This is a genomic window from Thalassiella azotivora, assembly GCF_054781695.1.
Genome location: NZ_BAAGTX010000011.1, coordinates 120,978 through 138,919 on the forward strand (window position 1 = coordinate 120,978; position 17,942 = coordinate 138,919).

Annotated in this window: 13 protein-coding genes; 5 read left to right on the forward strand and 8 right to left on the reverse strand. The window is 73.3% G+C overall.

Features of this window, described 5'->3' with window-relative positions; translation table 11 throughout:
* Window positions 1-8: 8 nt before the first annotated feature.
* Genes nuoH through ACYVQV_RS09490 form a run of 4 tightly spaced genes read right to left on the reverse strand, consistent with a single transcriptional unit; the run spans window position 9 to window position 2,562 of the window.
* Complete coding sequence (gene nuoH / locus ACYVQV_RS09475) at window positions 9-965, reverse strand: NADH-quinone oxidoreductase subunit NuoH (protein ID WP_461023026.1); 957 nt, start codon at window positions 963-965, stop codon at window positions 9-11.
* The gene (locus tag ACYVQV_RS09480) at window positions 958-1,638 is read right to left on the reverse strand and encodes an NADH-quinone oxidoreductase subunit C (protein ID WP_461023027.1); all 681 of its coding nucleotides are present in this window, start codon (window positions 1,636-1,638) and stop codon (window positions 958-960) included. Before ACYVQV_RS09480 ends, nuoH begins: the two co-directional genes overlap by 8 nt.
* Complete coding sequence (locus ACYVQV_RS09485; protein ID WP_461023042.1) at window positions 1,625-2,149, reverse strand: NADH-quinone oxidoreductase subunit B; 525 nt, start codon at window positions 2,147-2,149, stop codon at window positions 1,625-1,627. The genes ACYVQV_RS09480 and ACYVQV_RS09485 overlap by 14 nt, the downstream gene beginning before the upstream one ends.
* Window positions 2,150-2,166: 17 nt before the next feature.
* A complete protein-coding gene (locus ACYVQV_RS09490) occupies window positions 2,167-2,562 on the reverse strand; it encodes an NADH-quinone oxidoreductase subunit A (protein ID WP_461023043.1) in 396 nt (131 codons plus the stop codon).
* 229 nt (window positions 2,563-2,791) lie between these two features.
* Between ACYVQV_RS09490 and ACYVQV_RS09495 the strand changes: the two genes are divergently transcribed.
* The 5 genes from ACYVQV_RS09495 to ACYVQV_RS09515 all read left to right on the forward strand — a co-directional run bounded on the left by ACYVQV_RS09495 (window position 2,792) and on the right by ACYVQV_RS09515 (window position 12,007).
* On the forward strand, window positions 2,792-4,777 hold the full coding sequence (locus ACYVQV_RS09495; RefSeq protein WP_461023028.1) for a 2-oxoacid:acceptor oxidoreductase subunit alpha: 1,986 nt from the start codon (window positions 2,792-2,794) through the stop codon (window positions 4,775-4,777).
* A gap of 11 nt (window positions 4,778-4,788) precedes the next feature.
* Window positions 4,789-5,868, forward strand: coding sequence for a 2-oxoacid:ferredoxin oxidoreductase subunit beta (locus tag ACYVQV_RS09500; protein ID WP_461023044.1), 1,080 nt, complete (start codon window positions 4,789-4,791; stop codon window positions 5,866-5,868).
* Between the two features lie 54 nt (window positions 5,869-5,922).
* Window positions 5,923-6,879 carry an EamA family transporter RarD gene (rarD, locus tag ACYVQV_RS09505; protein WP_461023029.1) on the forward strand — a complete coding sequence of 319 codons (957 nt, stop codon included), beginning with the start codon at window positions 5,923-5,925 and terminating at the stop codon, window positions 6,877-6,879.
* A gap of 352 nt (window positions 6,880-7,231) precedes the next feature.
* Window positions 7,232-9,802: a M14 family zinc carboxypeptidase gene (locus ACYVQV_RS09510; protein ID WP_461023030.1), complete on the forward strand. Its 2,571-nt coding sequence runs from the start codon at window positions 7,232-7,234 to the stop codon at window positions 9,800-9,802.
* Between the two features lie 183 nt (window positions 9,803-9,985).
* A complete protein-coding gene (locus tag ACYVQV_RS09515) occupies window positions 9,986-12,007 on the forward strand; it encodes a PhoX family protein (RefSeq protein ID WP_461023045.1) in 2,022 nt (673 codons plus the stop codon).
* 145 nt (window positions 12,008-12,152) lie between these two features.
* On the opposite strand, the gene ACYVQV_RS09520 is transcribed toward ACYVQV_RS09515, so the two are convergent.
* From ACYVQV_RS09520 to nuoL, 4 genes are all read right to left on the reverse strand, one after another.
* A complete protein-coding gene (locus ACYVQV_RS09520) occupies window positions 12,153-13,169 on the reverse strand; it encodes a polyprenyl synthetase family protein (protein ID WP_461023031.1) in 1,017 nt (338 codons plus the stop codon).
* Window positions 13,166-14,776, reverse strand: coding sequence for an NADH-quinone oxidoreductase subunit NuoN (nuoN, locus tag ACYVQV_RS09525; protein ID WP_461023032.1), 1,611 nt, complete (start codon window positions 14,774-14,776; stop codon window positions 13,166-13,168). The genes ACYVQV_RS09520 and nuoN overlap by 4 nt, the downstream gene beginning before the upstream one ends.
* Window positions 14,777-14,787: 11 nt before the next feature.
* Window positions 14,788-16,353: an NADH-quinone oxidoreductase subunit M gene (locus ACYVQV_RS09530; RefSeq protein ID WP_461023033.1), complete on the reverse strand. Its 1,566-nt coding sequence runs from the start codon at window positions 16,351-16,353 to the stop codon at window positions 14,788-14,790.
* A 2-nt stretch (window positions 16,354-16,355) separates the two neighbouring features.
* A partial coding sequence (gene nuoL, locus ACYVQV_RS09535; RefSeq protein WP_461023034.1) for an NADH-quinone oxidoreductase subunit L occupies window positions 16,356-17,942 on the reverse strand: 1,587 nt, incomplete at its 5' end.

Here is a 17,942-nt window from a genome sequence, read left to right on the forward strand (position 1 = left end):
GGGGCCGCTCACAGGGCCACCACCAGGACGCCGGTCAGCGCGAGCTGGGCGAGCGCCACGGGCACCAGCACCTTCCAGGCCAGGGCCTGCAGCTGGTCCTCGCGCAGCCGCGGCCACGCCACCCGGATCCAGATGACCAGGACGGCGACGGCGAACGCCTTCAGCAGCGTCCAGAGCCAGCCGAGCGCCTCGGGGAACGGCCCCGCCCAGCCGCCGAGGAAGAGCACGGTGAACAGGCCGGCGACGACGACGATCCCGGCGTACTCGGCGAGCAGGAACAGCGCGAACCGCAGGCCGCCGTACTCCGTGTACGGGCCCATCACGAGCTCGGCGTCCGCGATCGGCATGTCGAACGGCGGGCGCTGCAGCTCGGCGACCCCGGCGACGAGGAAGACGACGGCCGCCGGCGCCTGCCACAGCAGCCACCACGGCTCCCAGGCCTGCGCGATGCCGGTGAGGTCGAGCGTCCCCGCGGCCATCGCGACCGACGTCGCGGCCAGCACCAGCGGCAGCTCGTAGGCGAGCAGCTGCGCCGCGGTGCGCAGGCCGCCGACGAGGGAGTACTTGTTCGCGCTGGCCCACCCGCCCATGAGGGTCCCCAGGACGCCGACCGCGGAGGCGGCGAGCACGAACAGCAGCCCGGCGTCGACGTCAGCGGCGACCACACCGGGCGCCAGCGGGATCGCGGCGAGGGCCACCAGGTAGGGCACGAGGGCGACCGCGGGGGCGAGCCGGAACACCGTCCGGTCGGCGGCCGCGGGGGTGACGTCCTCCTTCTGCGCGAACTTCACGCCGTCGGCGACGAGCTGCGCCCACCCGTGGAAGCCGCCGGCGTACATGGGGCCCATCCGGCCCTGCATGTGCGCCATCACCTTGTGCTCGGTCTGGCCGACGGCCAGCGGCAGGACGAGGAACGCCGCGAGGACGGCGAGCGCGCGCAGGACGACCTCCAGGGCCTCAGGCACCGTCGTCACCGCCCGTGGGCGACGTGTCCGCGGCGGGTCCGTCGTCAGGGCCGTCGGGGCGGCGCGGGCCCCACGTGGCGGCGTCGGGCACGCCCGGGGGCAGCAGCTTGCGTCGCGACGGCGAGGCGCCGTCCGCGTGCGACTCCCCCGGCTCCTTCGCGCCCGGCCACGGCTTGGCCGCCCGTGCCGCGAGCTGGAACTGCTTGCGCAACGGCGTGCCCTCGAAGCCGTCGGGCAGCAGCAGCGGCCGCAACCCGAGACCGGAGCCGTCGTCGAACCCGACCGGGTCGACCCCGAACATCTCGTGGGTCTCGCGCTCGTGCCAGGCGGCGCCGGCGAAGACGCCGGTGAGGCTCGGGACCCGCAGGTCCGGCAGGGCAGCGCGGGTGCGGAGCAGCACCCGGCTCAGGCCCTCGTCCGGTGAGGGCGGGTGGGCCAGGTGCACGACGACGTCCACACCGGGGTCGTCCGCGACGTCGGTCTGGTCGACCCCGGACAGCCAGTCGAAGAACACCAGCCCCCAGGCGTCGCGGGCGTGCCGGGCCGCGTCGGCCCAGCGGTCGACGGGCACGTCCACGCAGGGGGTGCCGTCGGCGTCCGACGTCGTCACCGCGTCGGCGGGCAGGCCGAGGGCGTCGGCGAGGGACCGGGCCAGGACGTCAGGCTCGCTCATCGCCACCCCCGTAGCGCTCCCCCAGGTGCTCGGCGGCGATCTTCTCCTGGAGCTTGACGATGCCCTGCAGCAGCGCCTCCGGGCGGGGCGGGCAGCCGGGGACGTAGACGTCCACGGGCACGACCTGGTCGACGCCCTTGGTCACCGAGTAGGAGTCCCAGTAGGGACCGCCGGAGTTCGAGCACGCCCCGAACGAGATGACGTACTTCGGCTCGGGCATCTGGTCGTACAGCCGCCGCACCGCCGGCGCCATCTTGTCCGTCACCGTGCCGGAGACGACCATGAGGTCGGCCTGCCGGGGGCCGGGGGCGAACGGGATGACGCCGAGCCGCATGAAGTCGTGGCGGGTCATCGACGCGGCGATGAACTCGATCGCGCAGCAGGCCAGGCCGAAGTTGAAGACCCACAGGCTGTAGCGCCGTCCCCAGTTCAGGACGACCCGGATCGGGTCGGGGGCGAGCGCGGACACCGGTCCGACGGAGGGTGCGGCCGACGCGTCGGCCGGACGCACCCGCGGGTCGGGGAGGTTCACACCCACCGCAGCACCCCCGCCCTCCAGGCGTGCACCAGCCCGACCGCCAGCACGCCCAGGAAGATCCCCATCTCCACCAGCGTTGCCCACCCGTAGTAGTCGACGACCGTCGCCCACGGGAAGAGGTACACGGCATCCACCGCGAAGACCACGTACAGGTAGGCGAACAGGTAGTACCGCACGTTCGTCTGGGCCCACCCCTCGCCCACCGGGTCGACGCCGGACTCGTACGTCGTGGCCTTGGCCCGCGAGGGCGCGCTCGGTCGCAGCAGCCGGTTCGCGCCCATGCCGCCCGCGAACAGCAGGACGCCGGCGAGCAGCACGGCGGCCACGACCACGTACGGCGCGGGCCGGTCGCCACCGGAGGCCACCGCGGGCAGGTGGCCTCCCAGCGTGCTGGACAGCGCACCGGACGTCACCACGCCCGGGAGCCTAGTCCGATCACGCCGCCCGCGCGGCCGGCCCGCGGACCCGCGGCTCGCGAGCCACTCCTCGGACGGCCGGTCCCAGCATCCGGACCTGTGAGGTACCGCATTCCGGGAGAACGGCCGTCCGGACCTACGATGAAGAAGGTCAGGGCAGCCTGCCCTGACGACCCCTCCAGGAACGTTGGGCAGCAGCATGACGACGGTCGGTGAGCAGGCTCCCGGAGACGCCCCGGAGCAGGCGACGAGCAGGACCGAGAAGAAGGTCGAGCAGGTCCCCCGGGTCGTGATCCGGTTCGCGGGGGACTCCGGTGACGGCATGCAGCTCACCGGCGACCGGTTCACCGCGGAGACGGCGGCGCTGGGCAACGACCTGGCCACCCTGCCGAACTTCCCCGCGGAGATCCGCGCCCCCCAGGGGACGCTCCCGGGCGTGTCGAGCTTCCAGCTCCACTTCGCCGACCACGACGTCCTGACCCCCGGCGACGCCCCCGACGTCCTGGTCGCGATGAACCCGGCCGCGCTGCGCGCGAACCTGCCGGACCTGCCCCGCGGGGGCGTCGTCATCGTCGACGCCGACGAGTTCACCAGGCGCAACCTCGCGAAGGTCGGCTACGCGACGAGCCCGCTGGACGACGACACGCTCGCCTCCTACCAGGTGCACTCGCTGCCGCTGACCTCGATGACCGTCGAGGCCCTCGACGGCCTCGGGCTGTCCCGCAAGGACGCCGAGCGCTCGAAGAACATGTTCGCGCTCGGGATGCTGACGTGGCTGTACGACCGGCCCACCGAGGGCACCGAGCGCTTCCTGCGCACCAAGTTCGCCAAGAAGCCGGACATCCTCGAGGCCAACCTGCGGGCCTTCCGGGCCGGCTGGGCGTTCGGCGAGACCACCGAGGCGTTCGCCGTCCGCTACCAGGTGGCGCCCGCGCCGGCGACGGTCGGGCGCTACCGCAACGTCACGGGCAACGTCGCGCTCGCGTACGGACTGGTCACCGCCGCGCACCTCGCCGGCCGGCCGATGGTGCTCGGCTCGTACCCGATCACGCCCGCCAGCGACATCCTGCACACGCTCTCCGGCCTCAAGCGCTTCGGCGTGACGACGCTGCAGGCCGAGGACGAGATCGCCGCGATCGGGATGGCCCTCGGCGCGTCCTTCGGCGGGGCGGTGGGCGTCACCACGACGTCCGGACCGGGCCTGGCGCTGAAGTCCGAGACGATCGGGCTGGCGGTCTCCCTCGAGCTGCCGCTCGTCGTCGTCGACGTCCAGCGCGGCGGGCCGTCCACGGGCCTGCCGACGAAGACCGAGCAGGCCGACCTGCTGCAGGCGATGTTCGGCCGCAACGGCGAGGCGCCCGTGCCCATCGTGGCGCCGTCGTCCCCCGTGGACTGCTTCGACGCCGCGCTGGACGCCGTCCGGATCGCCACCACGTACCGCACGCCGGTGCTGCTGCTGTCCGACGGGTACCTCGCGAACGGCTCGGAACCGTGGCGGCTGCCGTCCCTGGCCGACCTGCCCCGGCACGAGGTCGAGCTGGCGACCGGGCCGAACGCCGCCGCGGAGGACGGCACGCCGGTGTTCCAGCCGTACCTGCGCGACCCCGACACGCTGGCGCGCCCGTGGGCGGTGCCCGGCACCCCCGGCCTCGAGCACCGGATCGGCGGCATCGAGAAGGCCGACCGCACCGGCGAGATCTCCTACGACCCCGACAACCACGACCTGATGGTCCGGCTGCGCCAGTCCAAGGTCGACGGCGTCGAGGTGCCTCCCGTCGAGGTCGACGACCCGACCGGGACGGCGCGGGTGCTCGTCCTGGGCTGGGGCTCGACGTACGGGCCGATCGCCGCGGCGGTCCGGGAGGCCCGCGCGACCGGCACCGAGGTGGCCCGGGCGCACCTGCGCCACCTGAACCCCTTCCCGGCCAACCTCGGTGACGTGCTGCGGCGCTACGAGCGGGTGCTGGTGCCCGAGATGAACCTCGGCCAGCTCTCGCTGCTGCTGCGCGCGCGCTACCTGGTCGACGTCGTGGGCTACAACCGGGTCCGCGGCCTGCCGTTCACGTCGGCGGAGCTGGTGCAGGCGATCACCAAGGTCGCCCCCGGCCCCGCCGTCCACGAGACCGCGGACGCCGGCGACCCCGCGCCGTCCGCGGGGTCCGACAGCGAGGAGGTGGCGCGGTGAGCGCCGTCGAGATGGGCATGCCCGCGTTCCGCTCCGGCCTGGAGGGCGTGCCGACGCTGCCCGAGGGCGCACCGGCGCAGACGAAGAAGGACTTCACCTCCTCCTCGGAGGTGCGCTGGTGCCCCGGCTGCGGCGACTACGCCATCCTCGCCGCCGTCCAGGGCTTCCTGCCCGAGCTCGGCATCCGCCGCGAGAACGTCGTCTGCGTCTCCGGCATCGGGTGCTCCTCCCGGTTCCCGTACTACCTCGACACCTACGGGATGCACTCGATCCACGGCCGCGCGCCGTCCATCGCGACCGGCCTGGCGACGTCCCGTCCGGACCTCAACGTGTGGGTCGTGACCGGCGACGGGGACGCCCTGTCCATCGGCGGCAACCACCTGATCCACGCGCTGCGGCGCAACGTCAACCTGACGATCCTGCTGTTCAACAACCGGATCTACGGGCTGACGAAGGGCCAGTACTCGCCCACCTCCGAGGTCGGCAAGGTCACCAAGTCGACCCCGGTCGGGTCCGTCGACGGGCCGTTCAACCCGGTCTCCCTGGCGCTCGGCGCGGAGGCGTCGTTCGTCGCCCGCACGATGGACTCCGACCGCAAGCACCTGCAGTCGGTGCTGCGGGCGGCGGTCGAGCACCGCGGGTCCGCGCTCGTGGAGATCTACCAGAACTGCCCGATCTTCAACGACGGCGCCTTCGACGTCCTCAAGGACCGCACCGAGCAGCAGGCCCGGCTCGTGCACCTCGTGGACGGCGAGCCCGTCGCCTTCGGCACCGAGGACAACCGCAAGGTCGTCGTGCGCGCGGGGGCCGGGGTCGAGGCGGTGCGCGAGGCGGACGCGGCAGGCCGCGAGGTCGTCGTCCACGACGTCGACGCCGAGGACCCGTCGCTGGCGTTCGCGCTGTCGCGCCTGGACGGCCCGGAGATGGCGCACGTCCCGGTGGGGGTCTTCCGGTCGGTGCAGCGCCCGACGTACGACGACCTGGTCCGGGCCCAGGTGGACGGCGCCCAGGACGCCGCGGGTGGGCCCGCGACCGACGCCGACCTCGAGGCGCTGCTCGCGGGCAGCGACACCTGGACGGTGCAGGGCTGACGCGTCGGGACTGACGCGTCGGGGACGACGGGCCGGGGGCACTATCGTTCCCCCGTGACATCCCATGAATCGGTCGACGCCTACCCGGAGCGTCGGCGCGGCACGCTGCTCGGCGCGTCCGCGTACCTCATGTGGGGGGTCTTCCCGCTCTTCTTCCCGCTGCTCGCTCCGGCCGGGGCGGTGGAGATCCTCGCCCACCGGGTGGTGTGGTCGTTCCTGGTCTGCGCCGTCGTCCTGGCGGTGCTGCGGAGCTGGCGCGAGGTCACCGCGGCCTTCCGGTCCGGCCCGAACCTCGGCCTGCTGACCCTCGGCGCGGTGCTCATCGCGGTCAACTGGGGCGTCTACATCTACGGGGTCAACTCCGGCCAGGTGGTGGAGACGTCCCTGGGCTACTTCATCAACCCGATCGTCACCGTGGTGCTCGGCGTGGCCGTCCTGCGCGAGCGGCTGCGGCCGGCCCAGTGGGTGGCGGTCGGGGTCGGCACCGTCGCCGTCGTGGTGCTCGCCGTCGACTACGGGCGCCCCCCGTGGATCGCGCTGGCCCTGGCGTTCTCGTTCGGGTTCTACGGCTTCGTCAAGAACCGGGTGGGCCGCGGGGTGGGCGCGGTGGCCAGCCTCAGCGTCGAGACCGCCGTGCTGACGCCGCTGGCTCTGGCGTTCCTCGTGTGGCTCGAGGCCACCGGGAGGGGCACGTTCACGACCGGCGCCGGGACGACGTGGGCGCACCCGCTGCTGATGGCCACCACAGGGCTCGTCACCGCCGTCCCCCTGCTGTGCTTCGCCGCCGCCGCCCGACGGGTGCCGCTGTCGACGATCGGGATGCTGCAGTACCTGGCCCCGGTACTGCAGTTCTCCATCGGCGTGCTCGTCGTCGGCGAGGACATGCCGGCGTCCCGGTGGGCCGGCTTCGCGCTCGTCTGGGTCGCGCTCGTCGTGCTCACCTCGGACGGCGTCCGGACCGCGCGCAGCCGGGCACGACTGGCTCGCGCCGCCGCCTCCGTCGCCACCTGATCCGCCCCCAAGACCGCAGCGGTGGAAACCTGCGGTCCTCCGGGCTCCCCCTACCGCAGGTTGGTGGAAAGGTGCGGTCCTCGGGGGGCTCCCTGCCGCAGGTTGGTGGAAAGGTGCGGTCCTCGGAGGGCTCCCGCCGCAGGTTGGTGGAAAGGTGCGGTCCTCGGAGGGCTCCCCACCGCAGGTTGGTGGAAAGGTGCGGTCCTCGGGGGGTGACGGGCGGTGGGCGTCCGCTCACCGTCCGTCGATGAACGGTCAGGGAGGAGTCGTGGGACGAACTGACGGGTAGGGCTTGTCGGGGCGAACCGGACAGGACTAGACAGGCCGGCACCCGACCCGCGGAGGTGCGGCCATGAGCCGACGTCGTCCCCGTCCGTCCCGGCGCCCGCTCGTGCGCGCCGCCCTCGGCCTGGCGCTCGGCGCCGCGCTGGTCGCCCCCGCGGCCGCCGGCACGGCCGCACCGGCGCCGCCCGGTCAGAGCCCCCGGCAGCCGGTCCGCGAGGCGCCCGCGAACGGACCGGAGCGGTCGGCGGTCGCAGCCACCACGGCCGACCCGGACGCCGGCGGGGAGCGACGACGTCCCAGCGACCTCGCCTACCCGCGACAGCAGGTGCTGCCCGAGCCGCCGGTCGACCCCACCGACGCCTCCCTGCGGCTCGGTCTCGTCCCGTACCACGAGCTCGCCCCGCGCCTGAACGCGCTGCAGGCAGCCAGCGACCGGGTCAGCGTGGAGGTGATCGGCACCTCCGGGCAGGGCCGCGACCTCTACCTGGTGACCCTCACCTCGCCCGAGTCCCCCGGGCAGGCGCTGCAGCAGCAGCGGCTGCGCGACCGCATCAAGGACCAGTCCGCGCAGGCGGCCCGGGACCGGAGCATCCCGAACCGGTACAAGGCCCCGGTCCTGGTCAACGCGAACATCCACGGCAACGAGTGGGAGGGCACCGACGCGGCCCTGCGCGTCGTCACCGACCTCGCCACCAGCGAGGACCCTGCCGTCGACACCCTGCTCGACCGCAGCCGGCTGTACTTCGTCATGACGATGAACCCCGACGGCCGGGTCGCGAACACGCGCGCCAACGCGAACGGGTTCGACATGAACCGCGACTTCGCGACCGCCACGCAGGCCGAGGTGCGCGCCGTCCGCCAGGTCGTCATCGACACCCAGCCGCTGGTGATGCTCGACCTGCACGGCTACGTCAACGGCACCCTGATCGAGCCCACCACTCCCCCGCACGGCGAGAACTACGAGTACGACCTGTTCATCAAGCACGCCTACCCCAACGGCCTGGCGATGGAGGCCGCCGTCAACGGCCTGGGGTACACCGAGGCCGCGGACGGCGTCGAGCCCGTCCAGATCCCGTTCCGCGACTGGGACGAGGGCTGGGACGACTGGCCGCCGATCTTCACCCCGCAGTACGCGGCGTTCCACGGCGCGGTCTCGCACACCATCGAGATCCCCTTGCGGGTCAACAACCAGTCCTACGGGTTGCCGGTCGAGGAGCTGCGCCGCCGCAGCGCGATCAACACCGACATCGCGGAGGCCGCCGTCCGGGCCGCCGTGACGTACACGGACACCCACCGCACCGAGATGGTCGCCGACCAGATCGAGCTGTTCCGCCGGGGCGCGGCCGGCGAGCCGCAGCGGCCCGTCACCCCCGACCTCTTCCCGGAGATCGGGCCGGAGGACGTGTACGTCACCGACTTCCCCGAGGCGTACCTCATCCCCACCGGGGAGGACCAGCGGTCCGAGGTCGCCGCGGCTCGGCTGGTGGACCACCTCGTCGCCAACGACGTGGACGTCGTCCGGGCGAGCGCCCCCGTGCGGGTGCAGGGCCGCACGTACCCGGCGGGCTCGTACGTGGTGGACATGCACCAGCCGAAGCGCGGGATGGCCAACGTCCTGCTCGCCGCGGGCAGCGACATCAGCGCGGACGTCGACGCCATGTACGACGTGTCGGGCTGGAGCCTGGGGTTGCTGTGGGGCGCCACCGTCGTCCGCGTGGACGACGAGCGGCCGCGCGTCGTCGGACGGGACGTGCGCTCCGCCGCGCCGACCGGGTCCCTCCCCGACACCGCCGGGGACCTCGAGCTGCGGCTCGACGACCCGGCCGAGGTGCGCGCGCTCAACGACCTGCTCGTCGCGGGCGTGCCGGTGCGCTGGACGGACGGCGGCAGCGTCGTCGTCCCCGCCGCCCACCGCGGCGCCGCCGCCGCGGCGGTGAGCGCGCACGGCGTCGTCCTGACGCCCGCGGACGAACCCGGGGGGCCGGTGATGGAGTCCCTGACCGTCGCCGCCGCCGTCGCCAACGACGAGCTGTGGGCGTTGCGCGACATGGGCTTCGACGTGCTGCCCGTGTCGACGGCGGTCCTCGACGGCGGCTTCGGCTGGGACGGCGTCGACGTGCTCATGGTGTCGTCCGGGCTGGACGTCGGGGCGCTGTCCCCCGACGCCCGGGCGGCCCTGGAGGCGTGGGTGGACGACGGCGGTGTCGTCACCCGTGGTCGCACCGGCAGCGCCGCCAACGGCGAGCTCGACCTGCTGACCCTCACCCCGGTGGCCGGCCGCAGCGACGCGAACGGCGTCGTCACCGTCGACAACGCCTCCGGGCCGCTGACGGCAGGCGCGCCCGGGCACTCGTTCGTCTACTCGCCCCGCTGGTTCACCGACCTCGGTCCCGAGGTGGCCGTGGAGCAGCGGTTCACCGCCACCGGGCCGCTCGTGTCCGGGCACTGGCGGGCGACGTCGTCCGGCACCGGCGGCCAGGACGCCGCGCGCGGCCAGGCGCTCGTCGTCCGCGGGGTCGACGAGTCGGGCGCCGCGGTGGTCTCCTTCGGGTCCGAGCCGCTGTTCCGGGCGCACCCCAAGGGCCTGCACGCGACCGTGGCCAGGGCGCTGCACTGGACGGCGCTCACCGCGTCGTGACCACCGCCGACGTCCGGCAGACCTCGCCCGCCGTTCACCGGCCGGACACCCGGCGCTCGCCCCGGGCGTCGCCTGGAGTGCCTAGCGTCCGGACCGAACGCGCCGGCGCCCAGGACCGGTGCCGATTCGCCAAGCAGGGAGTCCCCAGTGACCACCACCCCCGATCGCCGCTCGCTGCTGCCCATGGCCGGGCGGACCCACGGCGGACGAAGCCCCGTCACCTGCCACCTCAGGTGCGGTGACGCCTGCTTCCAGCCGGTGCCGAACACGACCGACAACGAGCACTTCCGGGACGTCGCGTCCCGTGCCCTGTCCCGCCGGGCCGTCGTCGGCGGCGGGGTGGCGGGTGCGCTCGCGCTCGTCCTCACCCCCGCGGGCGGCGCGGCGGCGACGTCCACGACGGCGGACGCCGCGAAGGTCGGCGGCACGGTGACCGGTGCCGGACGCGGCCTGTCGTTCACCCCGATCGCCCCGGTCCCCGCGACCGTCGACGCGGTCACGGTCCCCGACGGCTACCGCTGGGACGCGATCATCCGCTGGGGCGACCCGGTCCTGCAGGGCGGCAGGCCGTTCGACGTGCACCGGCAGACCGCCGAGCAGCAGTCCCGCCAGTTCGGCTACAACAACGACTACGTCGACGTGCTGCCCCTCGACGGCGAGCGCGGGCGGCGCGCCGTGCTCGTCGCGAACCACGAGTACACCAACGAGAACCTGATGTTCCCCCCGACCGACGACGCCGCCGAGCTCGAGGAGCGCAAGCGGATCGCGATGGCCGCGCACGGCATGTCCGTCGTCGAGCTGCGACGCCGGGGACCCGGCTACCCGTGGGAGTACCAGCGGCACGGGCACCTCAACCGCCGCGTGACGGCGTCCACCCCGTTCGCGTTCAGCGGCCCGGCTGCCGGTTCGCCGCTGCTGCGCACCGCGGACGACCCGGAGGGGCGCACCGCCCTCGGCACCGTGAACAACTGCGCCGGCGGCACCACCCCGTGGGGCACGGTGCTGTCCGGCGAGGAGAACGTCAACCAGTACTTCCGGGCACCCGCCTCACCGGAGAACTCGCGCTACGGCCTGGGCGAGCGGCCCACCAGCCGGGGCTGGGAGACGGTCGACCCGCGCTTCGACGCCCGCACCCCGGGGTACCAGAACGAGCCGAACCGGTTCGGCTGGGTCGTCGAGCTCGACCCGATGGACCCCACGTCCACGCCCGTGAAGCACACGGCCCTCGGCCGCTTCAAGCACGAGGGCGCCACCGTCCGGGTCGCCGCGGACGGCCGTGTCGTCGCGTACATGGGGGACGACGAGCGGTTCGACTACGTATACAAGTTCGTCTCCCGCGACCGGATGCGCACCGGCAGCAGCCGTCGCGACCGGGAGCACAACAAGCAGCTCCTGGCGGCCGGTGACCTGTACGTCGCCCGGTTCACCGGCGACGGGTCCGAGGACGGCGTCCACGACGGTACCGGCGAGTGGATCCCGCTGGTCCGCGACGGCCGGTCGCAGGTGCCGGGGTTCTCCGTGGAGCGGGTGCTGGTCCACACGCGACTGGCGGCCGACGCCGTCGGCGCCACGAAGATGGACCGGCCGGAGGACGTGCAGGCCAACCCGGTGACGGGCGCGGTGTACGTCGCGTGCACCAACAACAGCCAGCGCGGCGCGCCGGGCCGCCCGGGAGCGGACGAGGCGAACCCGCGGACGCCGAACAAGGACGGTCACGTCGTCGAGATCCTCGAGGACGGCGGCGACGCCGCCGCGACGACGTTCACCTGGAACCTCTTCCTCGTGTGCGGCGACGCGGACAGCGCAGGGACGTACTTCGGCGGGTGGACCGGGCCCGTGGCCCCCATCTCGTGCCCCGACAACGTGGCGTTCGACTCCGAGGGCAACCTCTGGGTGTCCACCGACGGGCAGCCCGGCAGCATCGGCCTGGACGACGCCCTGTTCAAGGTGCCCGTCACCGGCCCGGAGCGGGGGCACGTGCAGCAGTTCCTCGCCGTCCCCACCGACGCGGAGACCTGCGGGCCGGTGGTGGACGACCGCGACGGCGTCGTCTACGTGGCCGTGCAGCACCCCGGCGAGGACGGGTCGTGGGAGCAGCCGCGCTCCTACTTCCCGGACTACCTCGAGCCGGGTACGCCGCCCCGCCCGGGCCTGTTCGCCGGTCCCCGGCCGTCCGTCGTCCAGGTGTACCGGCCCCGCCGCTGAGCTCCGCGAGCACCCGTACTCGCACTCAGCCCGCTTAGTGCGCCACCAAGGGACGCGGACTCGCACTCAGCCCGCTTAGTGCGCCACCAAGGGACGCGGACTCGCACTCAGCCCGCTGAGTGCGAGTCCGACGGGTGCCTGCGGGTCAGGCGGTGCGGTCGGCGACGGACTGCGCGAAGGCGGTGAGCGCCTCCTTGGCCGGCCCCTCGGGCAGGGGCTCGAGGGTGGCGACCGCGTCGTCCGCCCAGCGCCGCGCCTCGGACCGTGCGCGCGCGGTCGCGGGGTGCTCGACGAGGGCGGCGACGGCGTCGGCGAGGGCGGCGTCGTCGGTCAGGTCGCCGTCGAGCAGCCGGACCACGTCGCGCGCGCCGGCGTCACCCTCGGCGGCGGCCTGGCGCGCGAGCAGCACCGGGAGCGTGGGGACGCCCTCGCGCAGGTCCGTGCCCGGCGTCTTGCCGGACTGCTCGCTGCCGCTGGCGAGGTCCAGCACGTCGTCCGCCAGCTGGAAGGCGACCCCGACCTGCTCGCCGTAGCGGATCATGACGTCGACGACGTCGTCACGGCAGCCGGCGAACATCGCGCCGAACCGACCGGAGGTCGCGATGAGCGAGCCCGTCTTGTCCGCGAGGACCTGCACGTAGTGCCGGACCGGGTCGTCCCCCTCGGCGGGCCCGACGGTCTCGTGCAGCTGGCCGAGGCACAGGCGCTCGAAGGTCGAGGCCTGGATCCGGACCGCCTGCGGCCCCAGGCCGGCGACGATGCGCGACGCGCGCGCGAACAGCAGGTCCCCGGTGAGGATGGCGACGTTGTTGCCCCAGACCGCGTGCGCCGCCGGGGCCCCGCGCCGCGTGGGCGCGGAGTCCATCACGTCGTCGTGGTACAGGGTGGCCAGGTGGGTCAGCTCGACGACGACGGCCGCGTCGAGGACCTCCGGGCGGCCGGGGTCACCGAGCTCGGCGGCCAGCACGGTCAGCAGGGGCCGGACGCGCTTGCCGCCGGCCTCGACGAGGTGCCGGGACACCGAGTCGGCCAGCTCGTCGGCGTGGGAGACCGCCTCGCGCAGCCGCCCCTCGACGACCTCGAGCCGCGTCGCGACGCGCTCGGCGAGGTCGGGGTCGGTGGTGGGGACGTCCCAGACGGCCCCCCGTGCGGCTGCGGTCACGGTGCGTCGACGGCGACGGGCTGGGTCGCGGCGGTGTCGGTCAGGTCGAGCACCGCGGCGGGCACGACCCCGAGGGCGACGGTCGCTGCCACCCCGACGGCGACGGCGGCCGCGGTCAGCGGACGGTTGGCCGCGACCGTGGCCGAGCCCTCCGCCGGCTCCGTGAAGTACATCAGCACGATCACCCGGACGTAGAAGAACGCCGCGACGGCGCTGGCCACCACGCCGACGACGGCCAGCCACGCGTGGCCGCCCTCGACCGCCGCGGTGAACACGGCGTACTTGGCGGTGAAGCCGCTGGTGAGCGGGATGCCGGCCATCGCCAGCAGGAACAGGGTGAACACCCCGGCCAGCACCGGCGAGCGCCTGCCCAGGCCGGCCCACTGCGACAGGTGCGTCGCCTCGCCGGTGACGTCCGCCGCGACCCGCTCGCGCACCATCGACACCACCGCGAACGCGCCGACCGTCGTGAACCCGTAGGCCAGCAGGTAGAACAGGACGCCGGAGCGGGCCGAGTCGGTGTAGCTGACCATGGCGGTGAGGATGAACCCGGCGTGGGCGATCGAGGAGTAGGCCAGCATCCGCTTGACGTCGCTCTGCACGACGGCGACGACGGAGCCGACGACCATGGTCGCGACGGTGACCACGATGAGCACGGGCTGCCACGTCTCCTCGAGGGTCACCAGACCGTCGAAGAGCACCCGCATCAGCGCGCCGAAGGCGGCGATCTTCGTGCACGCGGCCATGAACCCGGTGACCGGCGTCGGGGCCCCGGTGTAGACGTCGGGCGTCCACGCGTGGAACGGGACCGCTCCGACCTTGAAGAGCAGCCCGGCGAGCAGGAGGACCACGCCGAAGGCGACGAGCGGGATCTCGCCGAACGTCGGCGGGATGTTGCCGCGCATCGCGAGCAGGCTGACCGTGCCCGTGGCGCCGAAGACGACGGCCACGCCGAACAGGAACATGGCCGAGCCGAAGGACCCCAGCAGGAAGTACTTCAGCGACGCCTCCTGCGACAGCAGCCGCCGGCGGCGCGCCAGCCCGCACAGGATGTACAGCGGCAGGGAGAAGACCTCGAGCGCGATGAACATCGTGAGCAGGTCACCGGCCGACGAGAAGACCATCATCCCGCCGACCGCGAACATCAGCAGCGGCAGGACCTCGCTCTGCACGAGCCCGGCCCGGCGAGCCGCGTCCTCGAAGGTCGACCCGGGGACGGCGGACGCCTGGGCGGTGAACGGCGCGGCGTCGCCACCGCGCTCGGCGATGGTCAGGACGGCGAGGAGGGCGAGCACGACGATGCTGCCCTGCAGGAAGATCGCCGGGCGGTCCATCACGATCGACAGGTTGAGTCCGTTCGTCAGGCGCCCCACCTCACCGGCCGGGCCGACCGTGCCCACCGCGAACGGCGGGTCCGCCCACTGGGTGGCCAGCAGCAGCAGCGCGGCCGCGAGCCCCGCGGCCGCGAGCACGACCTGGGTCCACCAGCGGGCGGCCCGGGGCAGGGCCGCCTCCGCGATGACCCCCAGCACGGCGACGCCGAGGACGGCCAGGACCGGCGACAGCGCCGCCCACCCGATCTCGGGCGCCTCGAACTCGGTGGTCATGGCGAGCAGGCTCACTGGTCGTTCCCTTCGTCAGCGGCCTCGGCCACCGGGGCGATCGGGTCGGGGTCGCTCACGCCGACCTGGTCCATCGTCGTCTCGACGGCCGGGTTGAGGACGTCGAGCACGGGCTTGGGGTAGAAGCCGAGGGCCACGATGACGGCGACCAGCGGCGCCACCACCCAGGCCTCCCGGGCCCTCATGTCGGGCAGCGCCTTGACGTGCTCGCGCACCGGCCCAGTGAACATCCGCTGGTACGTGAGCAGGATGTACAGGGCGGACAGCACCAGCGCCAGCGAGGCGACGACGGCCGCCCACTCGTAGCGGCTGAAGGTGCCGACGAGCACGAGGAACTCGCTGACGAAGCTCGACAGCCCGGGGAGCGCGAGGCTCGACAGGCCCGCCACGAGGAACGAGCCGGCCAGCAGCGGCGTGACGCGCTGCACGCCGCCGTAGTCGGCGATCCGCTGCGAGCCCCGCCGGGCGACCAGCATCCCGGCGACGAGGAAGAGCGCCGCGGTGGAGAAGCCGTGGTTCACCATGTACAGCACCGCGCCGCTCTGCGACGTGGTGGTCATGGCGAAGACGCCGAGCACGATGAGGCCGAAGTGCGAGATCGACGTGAAGGCGATGAGCCGCATCACGTCGCTCTGGCCGATCGCGAGCAGCCCGCCGTAGATCACGGACACCAGCGCCAGCACGATCACGACGGGGACGGCCCAGCGGCTCGCCTGCGGGAAGAGCGGCAGGCACAGCGTCAGCATGCCGAAGGTGCCCACCTTGTCGAGGACGCCCACGAGGAGCACGGAGACACCGGCCGGCGCCTGCGCCGCGGCGTCCGGCAGCCAGGTGTGCACGGGCCACATCGGGGCCTTCACGGCGAAGGCGATGAAGAACCCGACGAACAGCCAGCGCTCGACGCCGGCGCTGCTGTACTCCAGGCCGGTGAGGTTGTCGACGAGGAAGCCCTGCGCGCCGCCCGGTCCCTGCAGGTACAGCCCGATGACGGCAACGAGCATGAGCAGCCCGCCGGCGAGGCTGAAGAGCAGGAACTTCACCGCGGCGTAGCGGCCGCGCTCACCCCCGAAGCTCCCGATGAGGAAGTACATCGGGATGAGCATCGCCTCGAAGAACACGTAGAAGAGGAAGACGTCGCGGGCGGCGAACACGCCGACCATGAAGGTCTCCAGGACCAGCACGAGGCCGAAGAACGTGCGGCGCCGGCGGTCCGCGGCGACCGGGTCGCCGCCGTCCGGGACGACGTCCCAGGTGGCCAGCACGCACACGGGCACGAGCACCGCGGCGAGCGCGAGCATGGCCAGGCCGATGCCGTTCACCCCGAGCGCGTAGCTCACCCCGAGCTGGGGGATCCACTCGTGCAGCTCGGTGAGCTGCTGCTCACCGGCGCGGGCGACGTCGAAGCGCAGTGCGGCGGTCACGACCAGGCCGAGGGTCACCAGCGACACGACCAGCGCCAGCGGGCGCGCCAGGTGGCGCAGCCCGGAGGGCAGGCCGAGCACGACCAGACCGCCGACGAGCGGCACCAGGCCGATGGTCGTCAGCCAGGGAAAGGACTCCACGGTCACCTCACCACCAGGAGCGCACCGAGCAGGACGACGACGCCGGCCAGCATGGACGCTGCGTACGAACGGACGAACCCGGTCTGGAGCCGGCGCAGCCACCCGGCCGTGCCGGCGACGCCGCGGGCGAGGCCGCCCACCGCGCCGTCGTCCACGCCCTTGGTGTCGACGTAGACCAGGGACCGGGTCAGGTACTGGCCGGGGCGCATGAACACGGCCTCGTTGACGTCGTCCTGGAACAGGTCGCGGCGGGCGGCCCGGGTAGCCAGGCTGCCGCGCGGCGCCTGCGCCGGCACCTCGGCCGCGGCGTACTGCCGCCAGGCGAGCAGGACGCCGACCGCCACGAGGACGATGGTCAGGGCCATGATCACCGGGATCGGCAGCACCGGGTCGACGTGCTCCTCCGGGACGACGGGCTCGAGCCAGTGCACGAACGAGCTGTTGATCGTCAGCAGGCCACCGAGCAGCACGGAGCCGGCGGCCAGCACCACCATCGGCACGGTCATCAGCGCCGGCGACTCGTGCGGGTGCGCGCCCTCGTGCCAGCGGCGGCGGCCGTGGAAGGTCATGAAGAAGAGCCGCGACATGTAGAAGGCGGTCAGCCCGGCGGCGAGCAGCGTGACGCTGCCGAACAGCCACGCGCGCCACTCGGACTCGACCGGCATGAACGCCGCCTCGATGATCTTGTCCTTGCTCCAGAACCCCGACAGCAGCGGGAAGCCGATGATCGCCAGCCAGCCGGCGCCGAACGTCCACCAGGTCGTGCGCATCTGCCCGGCGAGCTCGCCGAAGCGGCGCATGTCGACCCGGTCGTCCATGCCGTGCATGACCGACCCGGCACCGAGGAACATCCCGGCCTTGAAGAAGCCGTGCGTCACGAGGTGGAAGATCGCGAACACGTAGCCCACCGGACCGAGGCCCGCGGCGAGCATCATGTAGCCGATCTGGGACATCGTGGAGGCGGCCAGCGCCTTCTTGATGTCGTCCTTCGCGCAGCCGACGACGGCCCCGTAGACGAGCGTGACCGCACCGACCACGACGACCGCGAGCTGCGCCGTGGGGGCGGCCTCGAACACCGGGCCGGACCGCACGACGAGGTACACGCCGGCGGTGACCATCGTCGCCGCGTGGATGAGGGCCGACACCGGCGTCGGACCGGCCATCGCGTCACCGAGCCACGACTGCAGCGGGAACTGCGCCGACTTGCCGCAGGCCGCCAGCAGCAGCATGAGGCCGATGAAGGTCATCCACCCCTCGTGCTCGACCCCGGACTCGGTGGCACCGGCGAGGACCGTGCCGAAGTCCACCCCGCCGAACACGACGAACATGCCCATGATCGCCAGCGCCAGGCCGATGTCGCCGACGCGGTTGACGACGAACGCCTTCTTCGCGGCCGCGGCGTAGGCCGGGTTGTGGTTCCAGAAGCCGATGAGCAGGTACGACGCCAGACCGACGCCCTCCCAGCCGACGTACAGCAGCAGGTAGCTGTCGGCCAGGACCAGCAGCAGCATCGAGGCGACGAAGAGGTTCAGGTAGGCGAAGAAGCGGCGCCGGTCGGGGTCGTTCTCCATGTAGGCCACGGAGTAGAC